Source organism: Enterobacter sp. R4-368 (genome assembly GCF_000410515.1).
Lineage (GTDB): Bacteria > Pseudomonadota > Gammaproteobacteria > Enterobacterales > Enterobacteriaceae > Kosakonia.
Genome location: NC_021500.1, coordinates 570,426 through 590,468, shown reverse-complemented (window position 1 = coordinate 590,468; position 20,043 = coordinate 570,426). Strand labels below are relative to the sequence as shown.

Genomic DNA, 20,043 nt, shown 5'->3' with positions numbered 1-20,043 from the left:
ATCCTTTTGTAGACTCACGGCAACTTTGTGGTTATAGAAGAATATCATGAACTTAAAGCAAATTTTCCGCCGTATTTTGCGGCGTGTTTCTCCACGACAGTTTGGTTTGCTCGCCGGGATTTTCTGCATTATTGGCTTGTTTTCGGCCCTGCAAATCGCCTCCTCGTTTGTCCTTTCCGCGTCACTCCATAACGCCCAGCATAATGAGCAACTCAACCAGCAAGCGCACCTGCAACAGGTTCGGGTCGATGAAGCGCGCATTGCGCTCCTGACGGCAAGCGATCTGCTCAACCGGGCGGGCGTCTATTTTATGCAGGATAAAGAAACCGGCTCGGAAGGGAGCTGGCACAGCCTGATGGATGAAACCCATAAGGCCCTGGAGACCTCGCAAAAGGCCTGGCAAGCGTGGCTGGCGCTCAACCCGCCTAGAGATGAGGCGCTGATTAACAGCTATCAGCTTTTCTACGGCGCGTTAAAAGAGCAGGCCGACGGGCTGGTGAAAACCCAGTCGATTGACGCCTTCTTCGCCGTGCCGGCGCAGGCGTTCCAGGCTGATTTCAATGACAACTATGCCCGTTTCCAGCAGGCCAGCGAAGCGCGCGCCGAGCAGGGACGCCAGGCGCTGATGGCGAACCTTGCGCAATTACAGCATGTGTTTGTGCTGGTGCCAGCGCTGCTGGTGGTGATTGCGGTGCTGGTCTGGTTTGCCATGTCGCGCTGGGTAATTACCCCGCTGCGCAGCCTGATAGCACATATCAATATCCTGGCGGCAGGCGATCTGGGTACACCGCTTCCGCCGGTGAAACGCTTTAACCGAGAAGTTGACCAGCTCGGCCTCAGCATCGGCACCATGCAGCAAGGGTTGCAGCAACTGGTGATGCAAGTCAGCGACGCCACCTCGTCGATGGTCGATACCATTCGCCGCCTCGCTGAGGACAACCAGTCGCTGTATCAGCAGTCGGCGAAACAGGCGCAGGAATTGGCGGATGTGACCGAGCATATCGCCACGCTGGAATCCCATGTGGAAGGTAATACCGGTTTTGCTGAGCAGGCGCGCAAACAAGCCGATGAGGCGCGGGAAGTGGCCGCTGGTGGCGATCGAATGATGGATACGGTGAATCAATCAATGCGCGAGATTGTCGAGCGTTCGGCGGAGATGCGCAACATTGTAGCGATGATTGATGGTGTCGCTTTCCAGACCAATATTCTGGCGCTGAACGCGGCGATTGAAGCGGCGCATGCCGGCAACCACGGTCGCGGCTTCGCGGTGGTGGCGAAAGAAGTGGGGCTGCTGGCGCGCAAGAGCAGCCACTCCACGCAAACCATTCAGCAATTGATCAATCACTCCTTACAGGGCATCAACGACGGCACCCAGGCGGTGAGCCGCCTTGAGGATAACCTGCAGCAGGTCACCGGGCTGGTCGGGCATTTAAGCGGCGTACTGAGCGAAATTTCTGCCGCCACCCTCAGCCAGGGCGACAGCATTCACAAAATGACGCGCCGCCTGCACTCGCTTAACAACGTTGCCCGCCGCACCGGGGAACTGGTCTCGACGGCCACCGAAGCGTCGGAAAAATTGCACAACGATTCTCATCAGTTGATGCAAGCGGTTGCGCGTTTTCGACTTCCTGCCTGACGCAACGTATTCGCCTCTGTTATACTCGCAGGCCATTTTTGGCCTGTGGGTAGCAAGGAGTCAGAGTGGCAACGGTGATGGATAACGGCGTACTGGAGGCGGTGCTTGCTGAGGTACGCCCGCTGTTGGGGCGCGGCAAGGTTGCGGATTATATTCCGGCGCTGGCGTCGGTGAGCGGCAACAAATTGGGCATTGCCATCAGCACCGTGCAGGGCGAACACTTCCAGGCGGGCGATGCCGACGAGCGTTTCTCAATTCAATCAATTTCCAAAGTGCTGAGTCTGGTGGTGGCGATGAACCACTACGCGGAAGAGGAGATCTGGCAGCGGGTGGGCAAAGATCCCTCCGGTCAACCGTTTAACTCCTTGTTACAGCTTGAAATCGAGCAGGGCAAGCCGCGTAATCCCTTTATCAATGCCGGGGCGCTGGTGGTGTGCGATATGCTGCAAAGCCGCCTTAGCGCGCCGCGCCAGCGCATGCTGGAAATTGTGCGCAAACTCTGCGCCGCGCCGGATATTGCCTACGACAGCATGGTCGCGCGATCTGAATTCGAGCACTCCGCCCGCAATATGGCCATTGCCTGGCTGATGAAGTCCTTCGGTAATTTTCATAACGATGTCGCCACCGTGTTACAGAACTACTTCCACTATTGCGCGCTCAAAATGAGCTGTGCCGAATTGTCGCGCACTTTTTTATTCCTCGCCGATGGCGGACACAGCGCCCAGCAGGTGGCGCCGGTGGTGACGCCGATGCAGGCGCGGCAGATTAATGCCCTGATGGCGACCAGCGGCATGTACCAGAACGCCGGGGAGTTTGCCTGGCGCGTCGGCTTACCGGCGAAATCCGGCGTCGGCGGCGGGATCGTCGCCATTGTGCCGCATGAGATGGCAATTGCGGTCTGGAGCCCGGAGCTGGATGAAGCGGGCAACTCACTGGCTGGTGTTGCGGTGCTGGAAGCGTTAACGCGAAAACTGGGGAGATCGGTCTATTGATGAATGATTTCGCGCCGTTGTTTGCCCGGCTGGGACGGTCAACATTCCGTTCGCGTTTTCGCCTCGGGGTGAAAGAGCGCCAGTACTGTCTGGATAAAGGTGCGGAAGTGATTGCTTCCCACGCGGCGGATTTCGTTGCTAAACGCCTTGCGCCAGCGTACCCACAAAATGATGGCAAACAGACGCCGATGCGCGGCCACCCGGTATTTATCGCTCAGCATGCCACGGCTACCTGCTGTCGGGGATGTCTGGAAAAGTGGCACAACATCCCGCATGGTCAGGCGCTAACTGAATCGCAACAACACTACATTGTTGCGGTGATTTACCAGTGGCTGGTAATGCAGATGAATGCGCCGCGCTGATAAGCGCCGTGTAAGCCAGCGCCGCGTGTTGCGGGCCGATAGCCAACGTTAGTGATATGGATTGAGATTTGATGCGTGCACTTTTTTCATCCCCTTTCCGTCCTTTTCGGAAAGAGACGCCGTACACCAATGCGGTCATGGTGTTTATCCTGACAACGCTGTTTTATTTGCTGGGCGCGATGATGCGCCTGGTCGAAGAGCTTTCCCTCTTCTGGCCGCTTAATGCGGTGATGGCCGGTGTTTTCGCGCGTTATGCCTGGTTGCAGCGCTGGCATTACTACCTGATTAGCTATGTTGCCATGCTGGTGTATGACGCCATCACCACGTCCTGGGGTATGGCGTCGCTGATTATCAACTTCTCCAATATGGTGTTTATTATCACCATGGCGCAGCTTATCGGGCTTGAACGTAACCAGATGACCAAAGCGCCGGAGCCGGTTAACGCGCTGAAACTCTTTGGCTACTGTCTGCTTGCCGCGCTGCTGTGTGCGTTTTTTGGCGCGCTGGGCTCCGTGGGGATCAATGGTCAGGGGTTTGGCCTGCTGCTGGCCGACTGGTTTGGCGAGCAGTTCTCAACAGGCGTGCTGATCCTGCCCTGTATGCTGACCATGAGCTGGCCGCGTAAACCGCTGAACATCGAGATGCGCAATGTAATGCCGGTGCTTGCCGTTGGCGTATCGATTGTCGCCTCGGTCGCGATTGGCGGCGCAGGCAGCCTGGCGTTTCCGCTCCCGGCGCTGATCTGGTGTGCGGTGCGTTACTCGCTGCCGCTGACATGTCTGGTGACGCTGCTGACCGGCGGGCTGGAGATAATCCTTGTCGCCAGCGGCCATATCAATATTTTCGTCAGTTCACCGCTGCAGATCCCGCATATGTTTTCCGCGCGCCTGGGGATTGCCACCATGGCCATTTGCCCGGTGATTGTCTCGGTCAGTGTTGAGGCGATAAACCGCCTGATGCGCCAGGTTTCCCTGCGCGCCGATTTCGATTTCCTGACCCGCGTTTACTCGCGCTCGGGTTTGTATGAGGTGTTAAACCGCGACGCAAAACGCTTTGCCGACAAACACATCACCGTGATGTTGCTGGATATTGATTACTTCAAAAGTGTCAATGACAGCTACGGCCACGAATGTGGCGACCGGGTGCTGACCTCCTTTGCGCGAAAAGTACAGCAGGCGCTGGGCACGCGCGGTGTGCTCGCCCGCATGGGCGGGGAGGAGTTCGCTGTCGTGGCGACAACGCAGGACGCCAGTGAAGGTAAACACCTGGCGGAAACGCTGCGCGAAAAAGTGGCGCAGTATCCGTTTAACTGGCAGCAACAGACGCTGCATTTAACCGTCAGTATTGGTATCAGCCATGGTAAAGCCGATGCCGGGCAATTAACGGCAACGTTCAATGCGCTCCTGGCGGTGGCGGATGAAAATCTCTACCGCTCGAAAAAACGCGGGCGTAACTGCACGACAGATGCTCAACATAACGCGCCGGAAATGGCGGGAAGCGCTATTGGCGGATAATTTCCCGCCCGTGTCGCAGCGGGTGATGACGATAGCGGCAATTAATATCGATAACTTATTAAATTGCTTGCTACTAATTTTTATCGTCAATACTATTATTGCGTATACGTAGCGGAATCATCGCGTTATGAGCGGATCGGATAATTTGAATAAACACGAGCGGATCCCAGGCAGGCGTTTTGCCAGGCGGATGTACCTGATGCGTATGCTGGGAACGCTACTCTGCTTTTTCCCCATTCTTTCCGTCCTTCTTGAACTGCAGCGCCCCTTATGGAGCGTGGCGTTGCTGTGCGCCAATGCCTTTTTATGGCCTACCGTCGCGTTTTTGCGCGCACGCAACGCGCAGATGCCGCTGCGAATTGAACATCAACACCTGGTCTTTGACGCTGGCGCAGGCGGGTTCTGGATTGCGCTAATGGCGGTCAACCCGCTGCCTTCGGTGGTGATTGCCACCATTTTGCTCTCTGACCGCTTATCGGCGGGCGGGTTTGTGCTGATGCGTAAAGCAGCACTGGCCATGCTTGCGGCGTTCTTACTTACCTGGCTGGCGCTCGGTTTACCGCTGGAGTTGCAGGTGACACAGCGGACGATGTTCGCTACGTTGCCGCTCATCGGCATCTATATCCTGGCGCTTAGCGCACTTACCGACAGCATTGCCGTCAGACTGCGGATAAAAAGCCGCGAGCTTGAGCGTATTGCGATGATGGATCCTTTGCTTGATATCGCCAATCGCCGCCTGCTGGAAAAACGGATCCAGTACGAGCTGGAAAAACTGCACGTGACGCCGCGCCACTCCTCGTTGATGTTTATCGATATTGATAATTTTAAAGAGGTGAATGACCGCTTTGGTCATAAAATTGGCGATGCATTACTGGTCACCGTGTCGAAAATTTTGCATATTGCCACCCGCACAACGGACACGCCCGCGCGCCTCGGTGGCGATGAATTTGTGATTTTATTGCCCGATACGCCAGCCGAAGAGGCGTATGCGGTGGCAACCCGGATCATGGATGCGGCTGCGGTAATGACAGTGATGCAGGAGCATGCGTTCAAATGTACGTTGAGCATCGGTATCGCCAGCGCGCTACCGGAAATGCACAGTGTTACCGACTGGTTAAAAGCCGCAGACGACGCGCTTTACCAGGCTAAACGGCTGGGAAAAAACCAGATCTACTCGCACTGACAAACGTAGCGAATAAGCTACGCTTTATGCTGTATGCCGTGAAATTAACGACACTTTTTATAGTGTTGCGCATTAACAGCCTGAGAATGGAAACGGCCCTTTATGAAAATACCTGCTATTCCTGCAGATGAGGAACAACGGCTGGCGTCGCTGCGCGACTCCGGGCTTCTGGAAACCGGCGTAACCGAGCGTCTTGACCGGCTTACCCGGCTGGCTAAGCGCATGTTCGATGTCCGCGCGGCGCTGATCACGCTGGTTGATGAAGAGATGCTTTTCTTCAAATCCACCTCAGGTACTGTGCGCGAACCGCTTCCGCGTAAGATCACCTTTTGTGGTCACACCATTTTGCATACCGAACCGTTGATTATTCCGGATACCCACGGAGATGATCGTTTTGCCGATAATCCGCTGGTCACCGGGGAGATGAACATCCGTTTCTATGCCGGGTATCCATTACGTTTGCCGGACGGTGCGGTGGTTGGCGCATTCTGCCTGGTAGATAGCACCGCACGGCAGTTCACGGACGCTGAGCGGGACTACCTGAAAGATTTCGCCATGATCGTTGAAGACGAGTTTGCGGTGATGAGCGCGGCGACCACCGACGAGCTGACCGGTTTATTTAACCGCCGTGGTTTTGAAAACCTGGCGAAGTTCGCCATTGTGGGCGCGCGTCGTCGCGCGGAACCGTTAACGCTGGCGTGGATCGATCTCGACAATTTCAAAACGATTAACGACACCTGGGGTCATGCTGAGGGTGATGAAGCGCTGAAAGCGATGGCATCGGTAATGAGCGCCAGCCTTCGTGAAGCGGATCTGCGGGTGCGCTACGGCGGCGATGAATTCGCGATCCTCTTTTCCGATACCGATGAGCAGGGCGCATGGATTGCGATGCAGCATCTGGTAGAACAGGTTGAGGCGTGGAATCAGACCTCTGGTAAACCGTGGCAACTGGCGTTTTCCTGGGGGATCAGCGAGTTTGATCACAATGGCTGCGGCGAGCTGAAGCCGTGGATGAAGGCGGCAGATCAACAGATGTATGCCATGAAAGAGCGCAACCAACGCGGCCGCTGAAGCATCACAAAAACCTATGTTTGCCGGGCTTGTGTTAATAAGTTGTAAAGCTGATAGTGGTTGTTTTTAAGGAATAAAAATGACCACTTATCATATCCATTCGCTGGCGGGCGAAGCGCTCGCATCACATCTTCCTTCCCTTTGTGACGTGCTGGAAAACTGCGTTTCCGGCGGGGCTTCCGTCAGTTTTATGCATCCGCTTTCGCGTGAGAAATCCCTGCAATTCTGGTCCGGCGTCGCCGCAAGTGCCGCGCGCGGGGAACGCATTGTGCTGGTGGCGCAAGACGATACAGGGGAAATTGTTGGCACCGTGCAGGTGGTGCTGGAACAACCTGAAAACCAGTCGCATCGCGCCGATGTGTCAAAGTTACTGGTGCATGAAAAAGCCCGCCGTCAGGGGCTGGCGCGTCGTCTGATGGATGCGCTGGAACGTGAGGCGCTGGCGCACGGCAAAACCGTGCTGGTGCTGGATACTTCCACCGGCAGCGGGGCGGAACATTTTTACCTGCAATGCGGCTGGCAGCGGGTGGGTGAAATTCCGCGCTTTGCGCTGATGCCGGACGGAAATGTGACGGCGACGACAATTTTTTACAAGTTCTTATAATCCGCGCCAATAAGACATCCCATTTTGATCAAAACAGGGTTTCATGGTCTAAAAGTCTGGTAAGTTATTACACCAATCTTCCCAGGTTGTATGACTAATCAAAAAAGGAACCCACTGTGAACACATTAAACCGTCGCAACTTTCCCGGCGCTGAATACCCTGAACGTATTATTCAGTTCGGCGAAGGGAATTTTTTGCGCGCTTTTGTCGACTGGCAAATCGATCTGCTGAACGAGCACACCGACCTGAACGCCGGTGTGGTGGTTGTTCGCCCGATCCAAAGTGATTTCCCGCCGTCCCTGAGCACTCAGGATGGTCTGTATACCACCATTATTCGCGGTCTGAACGAGCAGGGCGAAGCGGTGAGCGATGCGCGTCTGATCCGTTCTGTGAACCGTGAAATCAGCGTCTATTCCCAGTACGACGATTTCCTGAAACTCGCCCATAACCCGGATATCCGCTTTGTTTTTTCAAACACCACGGAAGCGGGCATCAGCTACCACGCGGGCGATAAATTTGCAGATGCCCCGGCCGTTAGCTACCCGGCGAAACTGACGCGCCTGCTGTTCGAACGTTTCACCCACTTCTCTGGCGCGGCGGATAAAGGCTGGGTGATCATTCCTTGTGAATTGATTGATTACAACGGTGACGCGCTGCGCGAGCTGGTGCTGCGTTATGCGCAGGAGTGGGCGCTGGGTGCGGAGTTTACCCGGTGGCTGGATAACGCCAACACCTTCTGTTCCACGCTGGTTGACCGGATCGTTACCGGTTACCCGCGTGATGAAGTGGCGAAACTGGAAGCGGAGCTGGGCTACCAGGATTCGTTCCTTGATACCGCTGAGCACTTCTATCTGTTTGTGATTCAGGGGCCGAAATCGCTGGCGTCTGAACTGCGTCTCGATAAATTCCCGCTCAACGTGCTGATTGTTGACGATATTAAACCGTATAAAGAGCGTAAAGTGGCGATCCTCAACGGTGCGCACACGGCCCTGGTGCCGGTGGCGTATCAGGCGGGGCTGGACACCGTGGGCGAGGCGATGAACGACAGCGAAATCTGTGCGTTCGTGGAAAAAGCGATTTACGAAGAGATTATTCCGGTGCTGGATCTGCCGCGCGATGAGCTGGAATCTTTCGCCAGTGCGGTGACCGGGCGTTTCCGTAACCCGTACATCAAACACCAGTTGCTGTCGATTGCCCTGAACGGCATGACCAAATTCCGCACCCGTATTCTGCCGCAATTGCTGGCAGGGCAAAAAGCCCATGGCAAACTGCCAGCGCGCCTGACTTTTGCGCTGGCAGCGTTGATTGCGTTCTATCGCGGTGAGCGTAACGGGCAGGCGTATCCGGTGCAGGACGACGCGCACTGGATCGAGCGCTACCAGCAGTTGTGGAGCCAGCATGGCGATCGCCAGATCAGCACCAGCGAACTGGTAAAAGCGGTGCTGTCCGTAAGCGATCACTGGGAACAGGATCTGAGTAAAGTTACGGGGCTGGTGGAGCAGGTTTCGCTGGATCTGGATGCTATCCTGCTGCGCGGCATGCGCGATGCGGTTAAACCGCTGTGCTAATTGCACTTAATTAAATCAATGTCCAACCCGGCTCCGGCCGGGTTTTTCTTTTTTTAATAACGGCTAACGGTGCAACCGCGAGCGGCAAGAGAAGTAACGGCGTCGGAATAGTGTGCTTGTCATTAATTAGTTACAACATACTATTAAATAGTTGTATAACAGGTTTCAGCAACTTCTGCGCCAGCCATCGTCGGAAAGGACAACTTTTCGTCACAATTTATTATCAAACTTGCAACTGTGATTGCGATCACGTTTAATAGTGCCGCTCTCCCTTATGCACACAATTCAAGATGATCGTTCGACCTCAACAACACTGGCTTCCCCGTCTTTTCGTCTGGCACGGTTCCGTACTGCCAAAAATCACGTCGCGTTTGCTGATGAATTTCCTGCTCTCCATTGCGGTGATCTGGATGCTGCCGTGGTACACCTCGCTGGGTATCAAGCTGACCGTCGCGCCGTTCAGCATTCTCGGTGTCGCTATCGCTATCTTTTTAGGTTTTCGTAACAACGCCTGTTTTGCCCGCTACAGCGAAGCAAGGATGTTGTGGGGACAGTTGATGATCGCCTCGCGTTCGCTGCTGCGTGAAGTGAAAACCACACTGCCAGACGATGAGGGATTACGGCACTTTATTCAGTTGCAAATCGCCTTCGCGCACTCTCTGCGCATGACGTTGCGCCGCAAGCCACAAGGCGACGTGCTGGCGAAATACCTGAGTCCAAACGATCTGCATAACGTGCTGAACGCGCACTCACCGGCCAACCGTATTCTGCTGTTAATGGGCGAATGGTTAGGCGAACGCCGGGCGCAGGGCGCACTTTCGGATGTTTTATTCAGCAGCATCAATCAGCGGCTGCATGATATGTCCGCCGTGCTTTCTGGCTGCGAGCGCATTTTCACCACGCCGTTGCCGTTTGCCTATTCGTTGATCCTGCATCGCACCGTGTACCTGTTCTGCATCATGCTGCCGTTCGCGCTGGTGGTGGATTTGCACTTTATGACCCCGTTTATTTCGGTGCTGATTTCCTACACCTTTATTTCGCTGGACACGCTGGCAGAAGAGCTGGAAGACCCGTTTGGCGAAGAGGATAACGACCTGCCGCTGGACGCTATCAGCAACGCCATCGAGATTGATTTACTGCAAATGGTGGATGCCGATGTACTTCCGCACAAAATGACACCAGGCAAAAATTATCAATTAACCTAAACTTTGCTGTGGAGAGTCATCGATCTTTACGATTTTTTCAGTCTGATAGCGAAACCCACAACAGAGAGGGACGTGCGATGGAAAAGTCCGACAGAACTATCTCATTAGCGTTGACCCTGCTGGTCAGCTTCTCACTTCTCGCCACGGCGTGGGATCTCTCCTTCGTCAGTAACTTGCCTTAACATCATTTGCCGCCAGCAGCGCCCGTGTCTCCTCAGCCGGGCGCTGCAATAGCGCCAGCGCTTCCTCCGCTGAACGTACATTGGTATAACCGATAATCACGCCGTAGCGTTTGGCGGAGGTGTTATACCAGCGCGAGAGCGGACTAACCTGCAACTGGTGCCGCTGCCAGATGTCCGCCAGCGCGATATCCTGCGTGCTGGTGCGTAAAAACGCGATGACATGCATCCCGCCATCGCTCACTTCCACGGTAAAAAGCCCTGGATAAACCTGCTCCAGAGCGTCCAGCACATATTTTCTGCGTTGCGAATAGAGCGTGCGCATCTTTTTTAAATGCTTATAAAAGTGACCTTCGCCGAGAAACGCCGCGAGGATTTTCTGCGTCAGCACCGGCTGGCCGCTTTCGGTGAGTTCCGCCGTTTCACGAAACGCGGCAAGCGTCGCGCGTGGCATCACAATGTAGCTGATGCGCAGCGCAGGCATCACCGTCTTACTGAAAGTGCCCATATAGATAACCCGATCATCGATATCGAGACTTTTTAATGCCGGAAGCACTTTGCGGGTGTAGTGAAACTCACCGTCGTAATCATCTTCGATAATCCAGCGATTATGCTGGCTGGCCCAGGCCAGTAATTGCTGCTTGCGCGGTAGCGAAAGGGTTACCGCCAGTGGGCTATGATGTGACGGTGTCACAAAAACCAGCTGCGCATCGCGGTGGTATTGCTGCAAATAGTCGACATTCAGGCCCTGGCTGTCCACCGGGACAAAGTGCAGATTATTGGCGGCGCGTTTCAGCGCCTGGGTACCAAAATAGTAACCGGGATCTTCAAACAGCACTTTATCGCGTGTCGTGGTAAGCGCATTGAGGATCAGCCGCAGGTTGTTGCTGTACCCGCTGGTGATGAAAATCTGATCGGCCGTGCAGGATAAACCGCGCGACACATTCACATAATGCGCAATCGCTTCGCGCAGCGGCGTATAACCCAGCAGCGGCGGGTTGGTCATCTCCATTGGCGACATCGATCGCACCGCTTTGCCGCACAACAGTAGCCATTTTTTGTAGGGAAAGGCATCCAGAGACGGAATACCGGGGCGCAAAAAACCGGGGCGATCGCGCAGTACATCCGCAATGCCTGGTGGCGCGTCTGCTGCCTGAGGCGTAATGTCCGGGGTGGGCGGTTCGCTCAGTACCAAATCCGGATTGACCCGCGTGCCGCGCGCGCCCTGGCTTACCAGATAGCCTTCACCGATCAGAATCGCCCAGGCCGTTTCCACCGTTTTGCGCGCCACGCCTAATTCACTGGCCAGCACACGTACCGAAGGCACTTTATCACCCGGTTTCAACAACCCGCTGGCAATGCTGCGCCGATACTGCTCGTAAATGGCTTTATAACCCGGCTTCATGTCCTACCTCTATTTGCGGTTTTTGCATCTTTTTACTATGGCATAAACGCGTACTATAACGGCTGTTGAATCCATAAACGAGGCTAAAGACGATGAGCAATCGCGTAAATCTGTTCCAGACTGTTCCGGCATTAATTAAAACCCTCGGCGATGCAAGCCAGGCGTCGCACGCCAGCAGCCTGGATATTGGTATTAAAAATCTGGTCGATATCCGCGCCTCGCAGCTCAACAGCTGCGCATTCTGCCTGGATATGCATGTAAAACAGGCGAAACTGCACGGTGAGCGCGAACTGCGCATTTACCACGTGGCTATCTGGCGTGAATCGCCGCTGTTTACCGCCAAAGAGAAAGCCGCGCTGGCGCTGTGTGAAGCGCTGACCAAACTTGATGCGCATGGCGTGCCTGATGAGCTGTACCGCGAGGCGCGGGAGCATTTCAGCGAAGTGGAACTTTCCGAGCTGGCGTTTTCCATTGCCATTATCAACAGCTGGAACCGTCTGATGGTGCTGTCGCAAACCTTACCGGGCGCGCTGGATAAAGCCTACGGGCTTGATCGCGCGCACCTCGAGTAGTTAACGCTCCGCCCGGATAAAGGCAATAAACGCCTGCAACCCCACAGGGATGTGGCGGTGTCCGGGATAGTACAAACACAGCCCTTTAAAGGGCTGTGTCCACTCATCCAGCACGCTGACCAGCGTCCCGTTACGCAAATCCTCTTCAATGTAAAACCCCGGCAGAAAGCCCACGCCCAGCCCCGCGCGCACGGCGGCAATCGAGGTAAACAGATCGGTGGTCGACAGCCGTGGCGGAACGGCAACCGCTATGCGCTCGCCGTGGTGCGCCAGCTCCCAGCGGTAATTTCCGCCGCTGGACATGCGCATGCAAATCCCCTGGTGCTGGCGTAAATCATCCGGCGTTTGCGGCGTACCGTGCGCGGCAAACCACGCTGGTGTTGCCACCACGCGCATGCGGATATCCGGCGTGAGCGGCACGGCAATCATATCCTGTGGGATGGACTCCGCCAGGCGGATCCCGGCATCGTAACCGTCGGCCACAATGTCGATCATCTTCGCTTCAGTGGCGACCTCCATGCGCATCTGCGGGTAGCGCGCCAGAAAACGCACCAGCAGATCATCCAGGAACAGTTGCCCGACGGCTAGCGGGACATTCAGGCGCAACGTGCCGGAAGGCTCATCCGCCACGCTGTGGATCTCCTCGTGCGCGTGCTGGATTTCACGCAGCGCGGGGCCAATACGCGCAACAAACCGCTGCCCGGCTTCGGTCAGCGCCACGCTGCGGGTGGTGCGGTGAAACAGCCGAATCGCCAGGCGACTCTCCAGCCCGGCAATGGCGTTACTCACCGCCGTTGGTGACATTCCCAGCTCCTGCGCGGCGGCGCGAAAACTGCCCCGACGCATCACCGCCATCACCACTTCCAGCTCAATCAAACCTGAACGATGCATAGATTATCCCGAATTTCGCAACAACCCTTGCAGCATAGCGTGGATTATCAGCGCGATAAAGGCGTGTCACACTGGCTTCATTGTGAACAGGAGGTGGTTATGCATGCGATTGAACAGATCTCAATTAATGGCGAATGGGTCACGCCACAAGGTACAGAACGTTTCGACCTGTTTAACCCGGCAACCGGCGAAGTCACCGGCCAGGTGCGGCTTGGAAATGAGGCCGACGCGCTGAACGCTATTGCGGCGGCAAAAGCGGCGTTTCCTGGCTGGTCGCAAACCAGCCGCGATGAGCGAATCGCCGCCCTGATGCGTATGCGCGATGCGATGGAGGCCTGCCAGCCCGCGTTGTTGCAGGCAATTGTCGAGGAGTATGGCGCGCCGGCGTCGCGCGCCAGCTGGATGGCGCATTATCCGGTCTCGGTGATCGAGGCGGCGATCGACGCGCTGAAAGCGTTTGAGTTCGAATCCGTAGTGGGCCAGGCGCGTGTAGTGATGACCCCGCTCGGCGTCGCCGGGTTAATTACGCCGTGGAACAGCGATGCCGGATTTATCTGCGGCAAGCTGGCGGCAGCGCTCGCTGCTGGCTGCACGGCGGTTATCAAGCCGAGTGAGATGAGCGCGCTGCAAACCCACATCGTCACCCAGGCGTTACATGAGGCGCAACTGCCACCGGGCGTGTTCAATATTGTTACCGGGCGTGGCGAGGTGGTGGGCGAGGTGTTCAGCCGTCATCCGGACGTGGCGAAAATCTCTTTTACCGGCTCGACAGCGACGGGCAAAGCCATTTTACGTAACGCGGCAGAGACGTTTAAACGTGTCACGCTGGAACTGGGCGGCAAGTCCCCGACCATTATTCTGGAGGATGCCGATTTAGCCGACGCCGTGCCGCTGGCGATCCAGGCCGGATTTATGAATAGCGGTCAGGCGTGTGTCGCGGGAACACGCATTCTGGTGCCCGCATCGCGCAAAGCCGAGTGTGAAGCAGCGCTGGCGCAGGCGGTCGCGGCGGTTAAATCGGGCGATCCGCGCGATCCCGCCACGGAAGTTGGCCCGATGGTCAGCGAAAAACAGTGGCAACGCGTGCAGTCCTATATCCGCCTTGGCCAGCAGGAAGGCGCGCGCCTGTTAGTGGGTGGAGAAGGGCGCGCAGCCGGGTGTGAGCGCGGCTGGTCGGTGCGGCCAACGCTGTTTAGCGAGGTCAAAAACAGCATGCGTATTGCGCGCGAAGAGATATTTGGCCCGGTGTTATCGGTGATCGCCTATCGGGATGACGCCGAAGCGATCGCTATCGCCAACGACACCGATTATGGCCTGAGCGCGCTGGTGCTGGGTCGCGATCCCGAACGCGCACGCCGTGTTGCCGGGCAAATCGCCGCCGGGCGCGTGTTGGTCAATACCCTGGCGCACGAGGCTGCCGCGCCATTTGGCGGGTTTAAACACTCGGGGATCGGACGTGAAATGGGGCGCTGGGGACTGGCGGCCTTTATGGAGCCGAAAAGTATTGTTATGTAGCAAGTAAACGCCGTGCCACCCGAAGCGAGTGGCACGGGTTGCGATTAACGCGCCAGCTGGAAGAAGCGCACGGAGTCGCGCAGCATCTCGCTCTGTTCGGTCATCGACTGAGCGGCAACCGCCGCTTGTTCCACCAGCGTGGCGTTCTGCTGGGTCACCTGGTCCATCTGGTCAATCGCCACGCTAATCTCTTTGATCCCCTGATGTTGCTCGGTAGAGGCAGCGGAGATCTCAGCAACAATATCCGTCACTTTGTTAACCGAGCTGACAATCTCTTCCATCGCGCGGCTGGCGGTATCGGCGTAGCGGGAACCGTCGGTAATTTTCTCAACGGTGCCTTCAATCAGCTGTTTGATCTCTTTCGCCGCCTCGGCACTTTTCTGCGCCAGGTTGCGCACTTCACCGGCCACCACGGCAAAACCTTTACCCTGCTCGCCAGCACGTGCGGCTTCAACGGCAGCGTTCAGCGCCAGAATATTGGTCTGGAAGGCGATGCCTTCAATCACCGAAATGATATCGACAATTTTCTGCGAGCTGTCAGAGATTTCATGCATGCGTTTCAGCATGTCATGCACCTCTTTACCGCCTTTAACTGCCGTTTGTGACGTCTGGCGCGCCAGATCGCTCGCTTTACGGGCGTTTTCCGCGTTACTCTTCACGTTCTCGGTGATTTGCTGCATGTTCGACGAGGTTTGCACCAGCGAGGCCGCTTGTTCTTCGGTACGCTGTGACAAATCGTTGTTGCCTTCGGCAATTTCGCCTGCGGCATGGGAAATCGATTCGCTGCCGTCGATAATACCGGTGATGATTTCCGCCAGTTTATTGTTCATTAAATGAATGGTCGCCAGCAGGCTTTCGCTGTCGCCCTCGCGCAGCGCAACCTGGGTGCCCAGTTTACCGTCAGCGACCGCCTTCATAATCGACATCGCATAGGCCGGTTCGCCACCGAGCTGGCGGGAGAGATTACGCGAGATAAACAGCGCAATCACGCCGGTGGCAATCAGGGCCAGCAGCAGCAAGCCGCTCAGCAGATAAAGTGCCTGGCGGTAACCGGCCTGAGAATCTTCCCCGGCTTTATCACCAATGGCGACTTCCATATCCACCAGCGTCGCCAGATCTTTCATCAACTGGGTACGATATTTTGCTGATACCGCGCCGCTAATTTTGGCCGCTTCCGCCGCATCGCCACGATTCATGGCGTCGATCACTTTGGCGTTTACATCAACAAAGTTTTTAAAGTTATCCACCACAGTCGCGAACAGGGCGCGCATTTCTTGCGGCTCATTGGCCGAGATTTTTGCGTACTGCTGCTGAGCATTCAGGAAGGTTGCCTGGTTTTGCAGCAATTCGCCGCGATGTTGATCCAGCGACGCCGGCGTGGTGGAAGCAATATACTGCACCTGTTGCAGGCGCATTTCAGCTAAGACGCCTCGCATTTCAAGGGTATAACGAACGCCTGGCATTCTGCTTTCGCGGAACTGGTCTATATTTTTATTGGTGCTGTTAAGTTGATAAATAGAAACAACGCCCAGCAACAACATCATCACAATCAGGATGGAGAAGCCGATGAGCAATTTGGTTAATACAGTGGCCTGCGCAATTTTTTTCATAATCCACAACTAAGTAAAGAAAGGTAATATTAATAACGGCAATATTTTAGGAAAAATTGATCTATTTATCTGATCTCTATCACACATTGCTATGATTTTTGTGCAATAGCACACATCGGATTTTTAATTTAGATTAAGGGAAGGGCGGTTGTTAAAAAGGTTGGAGAATAATAATTCAATGAAGTGAAATATTGTTTCAAATGGTATCTTTGTGCTGAAGTTTATTTTCTGCGCACCGTACTCAGTGCGCAGAAAAATTAATGGGAAATAGTTATCGGCAGTTCGTCCGCCCATTTTGTGGCCTGGTTCATCAGCTCTGAAATGGCCGAATTGGGTAAGCCAATTTCATGCGCCACGTCGCTGGCCTCATCCCACATCCGCTGCTCGTACAGGCGCGCCAGCCGCACGTAGGGGTAGAGTTCGCCGCTGTTGGCCTCAAGCGCTTTAGCCACTTCCGGCGAGACGGCGATCTGCGCCATCAGCTCTTCCAGCGGTAGCCCGAGGATCACATCCAGCAGCGAGAAGAGCCCTGCCATAAAGGCATCATTAGAGATGTTATTGGACGACGTACGTGCCGCCACCAATTCGCAAAACTTGGCGCGGATCAGGCTCAGGTAATAAATTTCAGTGTTGGTGACATCCTCGAAGGAGGTCAGACACGCCACCAGCACAAAACGGCGCATTTCACTGATGCCAAGGTAGACCACGATGTCGCGCAGCGATTGATTGCGAAAACCGCTAATACCGCGCGTGTTATATAAAATGTTTTGCGCATAACGCATAATTTTAAACGAGAGAGAAACATCGCGTTTCAGCAGATCTTCAATTTTGTTTAAATTGGGTGATTCAACGTTAACTTCCTGCATCAGCTTCAGAGCAAATGCACGGTTTTGCGCCAGTTTATTTCGTTTAGTCACCACCGGTTTGCTGAAAAAATACCCCTGGAAAAGATGAAAACCTAATTTTTTAAAGGTCTCAAACTCTTCGTAGGTTTCCACTTTTTCGGCCAGAAAAACCGCATGGCGCAATAATTCCCGATTGGCGAGAATATAGTCGCTAATTTTTTCGCGCGGGCTTCTTCTTATGTCAAATTTAATCACGTTGACATAGGGCATAAAGGCTTCCCACTGATTTCCGGGTTCGAAATCATCGAGCGCAATGCGAAAACCCAGCGCGTGCATCCGTTTGACGGTTTCCAGCAGTTTGAGATCCGGTTCGGCGTCTTCCAGAATTTCAATCACCACGCGGTTTACCGGCAGCGTTTCCGCGAGACCTTCGACCAGCAACTGGTAGGGAAAATTGACGTAAACCGTACTGTTGTCGCTCTTCCGGCCCACCGGCGCGCTGAGGAACTGCTCTTCGATTAACTGCGTGGTGGCCTGTTCCGCAGAGATATCGGGGAAGCGGTTATCCATGCTGTTCCGAAAGAGGAGTTCGTAACCGACGGTGTTCAATTGCTTATCAAAAATCGCCTGTCTGGCCACAAAAGAATACATTCGCCACCTCGCACACCGTGTACTTTTGTATAAGTTTTCCAAATATATAAGCAACATTAACACCCTGGCTACCGGAACCGTGTGACTGCGGCAAAATATTTGACTTTTATTGTGAAAGGATAGGACAGCAAAGCGGTAAGTGTACAGGCGACGCGGGTTTTAGTGCGGAGTAAAAGCCTGATTACCCGCTATATCAGGCTGGTTACGTTACGAAGGCTCAAAACAGAGCGGGCGTTCGCAGCAGGCATCACAACTCGGCGAGCGGCACACCACTTCGCCTTCGCTGTGCAGACAACGCTGGCGGTAGAAAAACTTTTTCCAGCGCATATTGTTGCTGTTCATCTCAACTAAAGGCGCGAAGCAATCGCTCATCAGCTCTCGCAGCTCCGCGCGCGAGCTAAGTCCCAGATCCTGCCACAGGTGATTAAAAGCCAGTGAGACACTGGCAATAATGTGCTGCATCGGCGCGGCATCTGCCGACATATGGCACGCCAGCCACTGTGCCAGCTCTGCGCGCTCTGCGCCGCGCGTGGCGTTAAGTTCGCTCATAAGCTTCTGCCGCAAACGGCAGTCCGCCGGCATTTCCGGCGCAGGCGGGGCGAAACGCGCCTGCAGGTTTTCCCAGTCGCTCACGCTTAAACCCATTCTTTCCGGATAGCAACCTTCACCGTGCAGGTAAAGCCACAACAAGCGCCGTAGCCAGTCATCAACGGGCATCATGCCACCCCCTTGTTTTGCCCCTTTGTCGGCGCAGTTTGCCACCAGCGTAACAGCGAGGAAGCGATGGGTTGCCAGGCATCATCAACGCAGGGCTGAATGCCGCGCGATTGCAATTTTTGCCACGGTTCGTAGCCAATGCGGGCGCAGAAAACGGCTTTCACATCGGCCAGCAAGTCGAGCACGGTGTCCAGTCTTGTGTCGCTTTCCGGCGGCTCACAATTATCCGAACCCTGGCAATATTTCGGTGTGAAACGCTCGTTGACCAGCACAGCGCCCGCGGCTGATAAACTGTAAATACGAAAGCGATCCGCATGACCAAAATGGCAGTCGATCAGCTCGCCATGCGTTGACGCCACCGCCACCAGACAGGCCTCTGCATCATCGGATTCGCCTTTGGTGACGATACTGGCGTGAAGCTGCGCACGGCGAAACAGCGTCGGCAACCACGGCTGCGGGGCGGATTCAACGGGTAGCAGGGCAAATTGCTGGCTGCGATCTTCGCCGAGCATACCAATCGCATCCGCGCGGCACTGCTGGCAGTGGGTCATTTGCGGCATCACTTCGCCACAGCTTTCGCGCACGCGCGCGACCATCTCTGCATCGGGTTCGGCCTGGCCGTTAAGGCCAAATACCGTGCCGTGTTCCGGGCGGGCTATCAGCGGCATAATGTTATGGATAAACGCACCAGCTTCGCGCAGTTCGCGGCTGACATCGGCCAGCGCGAACTCGTTAATACCGGGGATCAGCACCGAGTTGATTTTCACCAGCACACCTTGCGCCGTCAGGCGACGAACCCCCTCCAGTTGACGGGCTATTAATATTTCACCCGCTTCGCGTCCGCTGTACCGTTCACCCTCGAGCCACAGCCAGGCGTAGATCTGCGCGGCAATTTGCGGATCGAGCGTATTGATGGTCACCGTTACGTGATCGACGCCGAGACTGACCAGCCGATCAACGGCGTCCGGCAGCATCAAGCCGTTGGTGGAGAGACACAATTTCATATCCGGTAACTGTTCGCGCACCATCTCCAGCGTGGTGAAGGTACGTACGATATTCGCCAGTGGATCGCCGGGCCCGGCAATGCCAACCACCGACAGTTGCGGGATAGCCGCCGCAACTTGCCGTACTTTCGCCACCGCCTGTTCGGGGGTTAAGAGCGAGGATGAGACGCCAGGCCGGGATTCGTTACTGCAATCAAATTTGCGATTGCAGTAGTTACATTGCAGGTTACAGGCGGGGGCTACCGGTAAGTGCATACGCGCAAAACGGTGATGACCGCTTTTCGAGTAGCACGGGTGCAGCGCCACTTTACCGGCGATGGCATCGGAAAGCGGTTCAGACGGCGTTGACTGACACCGGGAACCGCCAGCGGCGGATGAACAGGACATCATGGAAAGTACCTCCGTTTACGGAATTATTCCTGGTGGTTGCAAATCCTGTTCCCGCTACAACTTTTTGAAAAATAGTGGTATTTATTTTTCCGGGTTGTCGGTTTTGTGGCATTTGGCTGACAATGTACC

Annotated in this window: 17 protein-coding genes; 11 read left to right on the top strand and 6 right to left on the bottom strand. The window is 55.3% G+C overall.

Annotated elements, in window-relative coordinates; genetic code table 11:
• Nucleotides 1-46 precede the first annotated feature (46 nt).
• The 9 genes from H650_RS02670 (at nucleotide 47) to H650_RS02630 (ending at nucleotide 10,135) form a co-directional block, all read left to right on the top strand.
• Nucleotides 47-1,636 (top strand): methyl-accepting chemotaxis protein, encoded by a 1,590-nt coding sequence (locus H650_RS02670; protein WP_016496162.1) that lies wholly within the window; start codon nucleotides 47-49, stop codon nucleotides 1,634-1,636.
• 65 nt (nucleotides 1,637-1,701) lie between these two features.
• A complete protein-coding gene (gene glsB / locus H650_RS02665; protein WP_016496161.1) occupies nucleotides 1,702-2,628 on the top strand; it encodes a glutaminase B in 927 nt (308 codons plus the stop codon).
• Nucleotides 2,628-2,990: a DUF4186 domain-containing protein gene (locus H650_RS02660; RefSeq protein ID WP_016496160.1), complete on the top strand. Its 363-nt coding sequence runs from the start codon at nucleotides 2,628-2,630 to the stop codon at nucleotides 2,988-2,990. Before glsB ends, H650_RS02660 begins: the two co-directional genes overlap by 1 nt.
• A 71-nt stretch (nucleotides 2,991-3,061) precedes the next feature.
• Entirely contained in the window at nucleotides 3,062-4,504 is a 1,443-nt protein-coding gene (locus H650_RS02655; RefSeq protein ID WP_016496159.1) for a GGDEF domain-containing protein, read from the top strand.
• Between the two features lie 190 nt (nucleotides 4,505-4,694).
• A complete protein-coding gene (locus tag H650_RS02650; protein WP_016496158.1) occupies nucleotides 4,695-5,687 on the top strand; it encodes a sensor domain-containing diguanylate cyclase in 993 nt (330 codons plus the stop codon).
• A 102-nt stretch (nucleotides 5,688-5,789) separates the two neighbouring features.
• Nucleotides 5,790-6,758, top strand: a complete 969-nt coding sequence (locus tag H650_RS02645) for a GGDEF domain-containing protein (RefSeq protein ID WP_016496157.1) — start codon at nucleotides 5,790-5,792, stop codon at nucleotides 6,756-6,758.
• A gap of 79 nt (nucleotides 6,759-6,837) precedes the next feature.
• Complete coding sequence (locus tag H650_RS02640) at nucleotides 6,838-7,362, top strand: GNAT family N-acetyltransferase (RefSeq protein ID WP_016496156.1); 525 nt, start codon at nucleotides 6,838-6,840, stop codon at nucleotides 7,360-7,362.
• 116 nt (nucleotides 7,363-7,478) lie between these two features.
• Complete coding sequence (locus H650_RS02635) at nucleotides 7,479-8,930, top strand: tagaturonate reductase (protein ID WP_016496155.1); 1,452 nt, start codon at nucleotides 7,479-7,481, stop codon at nucleotides 8,928-8,930.
• Nucleotides 8,931-9,220: 290 nt separating this feature from the next.
• The gene (locus H650_RS02630) at nucleotides 9,221-10,135 is read left to right on the top strand and encodes a bestrophin family protein (protein ID WP_044489362.1); all 915 of its coding nucleotides are present in this window, start codon (nucleotides 9,221-9,223) and stop codon (nucleotides 10,133-10,135) included.
• A gap of 165 nt (nucleotides 10,136-10,300) precedes the next feature.
• Here the strand turns inward: H650_RS02630 and pdxR are convergent, their stop codons facing one another.
• Entirely contained in the window at nucleotides 10,301-11,719 is a 1,419-nt protein-coding gene (pdxR, locus tag H650_RS02625) for a MocR-like pyridoxine biosynthesis transcription factor PdxR (RefSeq protein ID WP_016496153.1), read from the bottom strand.
• Between the two features lie 92 nt (nucleotides 11,720-11,811).
• Here pdxR and H650_RS02620 point away from each other — a divergent pair, with 92 nt between their 5' ends.
• A complete protein-coding gene (locus tag H650_RS02620) occupies nucleotides 11,812-12,291 on the top strand; it encodes a carboxymuconolactone decarboxylase family protein (protein ID WP_016496152.1) in 480 nt (159 codons plus the stop codon).
• On the opposite strand, the gene H650_RS02615 is transcribed toward H650_RS02620, so the two are convergent.
• A complete protein-coding gene (locus tag H650_RS02615) occupies nucleotides 12,292-13,182 on the bottom strand; it encodes a LysR family transcriptional regulator (RefSeq protein ID WP_016496151.1) in 891 nt (296 codons plus the stop codon).
• A 99-nt stretch (nucleotides 13,183-13,281) separates the two neighbouring features.
• Between H650_RS02615 and H650_RS02610 the strand changes: the two genes are divergently transcribed.
• The gene (locus H650_RS02610; protein ID WP_016496150.1) at nucleotides 13,282-14,697 is read left to right on the top strand and encodes an aldehyde dehydrogenase family protein; all 1,416 of its coding nucleotides are present in this window, start codon (nucleotides 13,282-13,284) and stop codon (nucleotides 14,695-14,697) included.
• 44 nt (nucleotides 14,698-14,741) lie between these two features.
• Here the strand turns inward: H650_RS02610 and H650_RS02605 are convergent, their stop codons facing one another.
• From H650_RS02605 to nifB, 4 genes are all read right to left on the bottom strand, one after another.
• Nucleotides 14,742-16,307 (bottom strand): methyl-accepting chemotaxis protein, encoded by a 1,566-nt coding sequence (locus tag H650_RS02605; protein ID WP_016496149.1) that lies wholly within the window; start codon nucleotides 16,305-16,307, stop codon nucleotides 14,742-14,744.
• A 257-nt stretch (nucleotides 16,308-16,564) separates the two neighbouring features.
• The gene (locus H650_RS02600) at nucleotides 16,565-17,803 is read right to left on the bottom strand and encodes an EAL and HDOD domain-containing protein (RefSeq protein ID WP_016496148.1); all 1,239 of its coding nucleotides are present in this window, start codon (nucleotides 17,801-17,803) and stop codon (nucleotides 16,565-16,567) included.
• 207 nt (nucleotides 17,804-18,010) lie between these two features.
• The gene (locus H650_RS02595; RefSeq protein ID WP_016496147.1) at nucleotides 18,011-18,523 is read right to left on the bottom strand and encodes a nitrogen fixation protein NifQ; all 513 of its coding nucleotides are present in this window, start codon (nucleotides 18,521-18,523) and stop codon (nucleotides 18,011-18,013) included.
• On the bottom strand, nucleotides 18,520-19,914 hold the full coding sequence (gene nifB / locus H650_RS02590) for a nitrogenase cofactor biosynthesis protein NifB (protein ID WP_016496146.1): 1,395 nt from the start codon (nucleotides 19,912-19,914) through the stop codon (nucleotides 18,520-18,522). Before nifB ends, H650_RS02595 begins: the two co-directional genes overlap by 4 nt.
• Nucleotides 19,915-20,043 lie beyond the last annotated feature (129 nt).

What these genes read in the sequence shown, in the direction of transcription:
- H650_RS02670 (WP_016496162.1), top strand. Translation starts at nt 47, where the DNA reads ATGAACTTAAAGCAAATTTTCCGCCGTATTTTGCGGCGTGTTTCTCCA.
- H650_RS02660 (WP_016496160.1), top strand. Translation starts at nt 2,628, where the DNA reads ATGAATGATTTCGCGCCGTTGTTTGCCCGGCTGGGACGGTCAACATTC.
- H650_RS02655 (WP_016496159.1), top strand. Translation starts at nt 3,062, where the DNA reads ATGCGTGCACTTTTTTCATCCCCTTTCCGTCCTTTTCGGAAAGAGACG.
- H650_RS02650 (WP_016496158.1), top strand. Translation starts at nt 4,695, where the DNA reads ATGTACCTGATGCGTATGCTGGGAACGCTACTCTGCTTTTTCCCCATT.
- H650_RS02645 (WP_016496157.1), top strand. Translation starts at nt 5,790, where the DNA reads ATGAAAATACCTGCTATTCCTGCAGATGAGGAACAACGGCTGGCGTCG.
- H650_RS02640 (WP_016496156.1), top strand. Translation starts at nt 6,838, where the DNA reads ATGACCACTTATCATATCCATTCGCTGGCGGGCGAAGCGCTCGCATCA.
- H650_RS02630 (WP_044489362.1), top strand. Translation starts at nt 9,221, where the DNA reads ATGATCGTTCGACCTCAACAACACTGGCTTCCCCGTCTTTTCGTCTGG.
- pdxR (WP_016496153.1), bottom strand. Translation starts at nt 11,719, where the DNA reads ATGAAGCCGGGTTATAAAGCCATTTACGAGCAGTATCGGCGCAGCATT.
- H650_RS02620 (WP_016496152.1), top strand. Translation starts at nt 11,812, where the DNA reads ATGAGCAATCGCGTAAATCTGTTCCAGACTGTTCCGGCATTAATTAAA.
- H650_RS02615 (WP_016496151.1), bottom strand. Translation starts at nt 13,182, where the DNA reads ATGCATCGTTCAGGTTTGATTGAGCTGGAAGTGGTGATGGCGGTGATG.
- H650_RS02610 (WP_016496150.1), top strand. Translation starts at nt 13,282, where the DNA reads ATGCATGCGATTGAACAGATCTCAATTAATGGCGAATGGGTCACGCCA.
- H650_RS02605 (WP_016496149.1), bottom strand. Translation starts at nt 16,307, where the DNA reads ATGAAAAAAATTGCGCAGGCCACTGTATTAACCAAATTGCTCATCGGC.
- H650_RS02600 (WP_016496148.1), bottom strand. Translation starts at nt 17,803, where the DNA reads ATGTATTCTTTTGTGGCCAGACAGGCGATTTTTGATAAGCAATTGAAC.
- H650_RS02595 (WP_016496147.1), bottom strand. Translation starts at nt 18,523, where the DNA reads ATGATGCCCGTTGATGACTGGCTACGGCGCTTGTTGTGGCTTTACCTG.
- nifB (WP_016496146.1), bottom strand. Translation starts at nt 19,914, where the DNA reads ATGATGTCCTGTTCATCCGCCGCTGGCGGTTCCCGGTGTCAGTCAACG.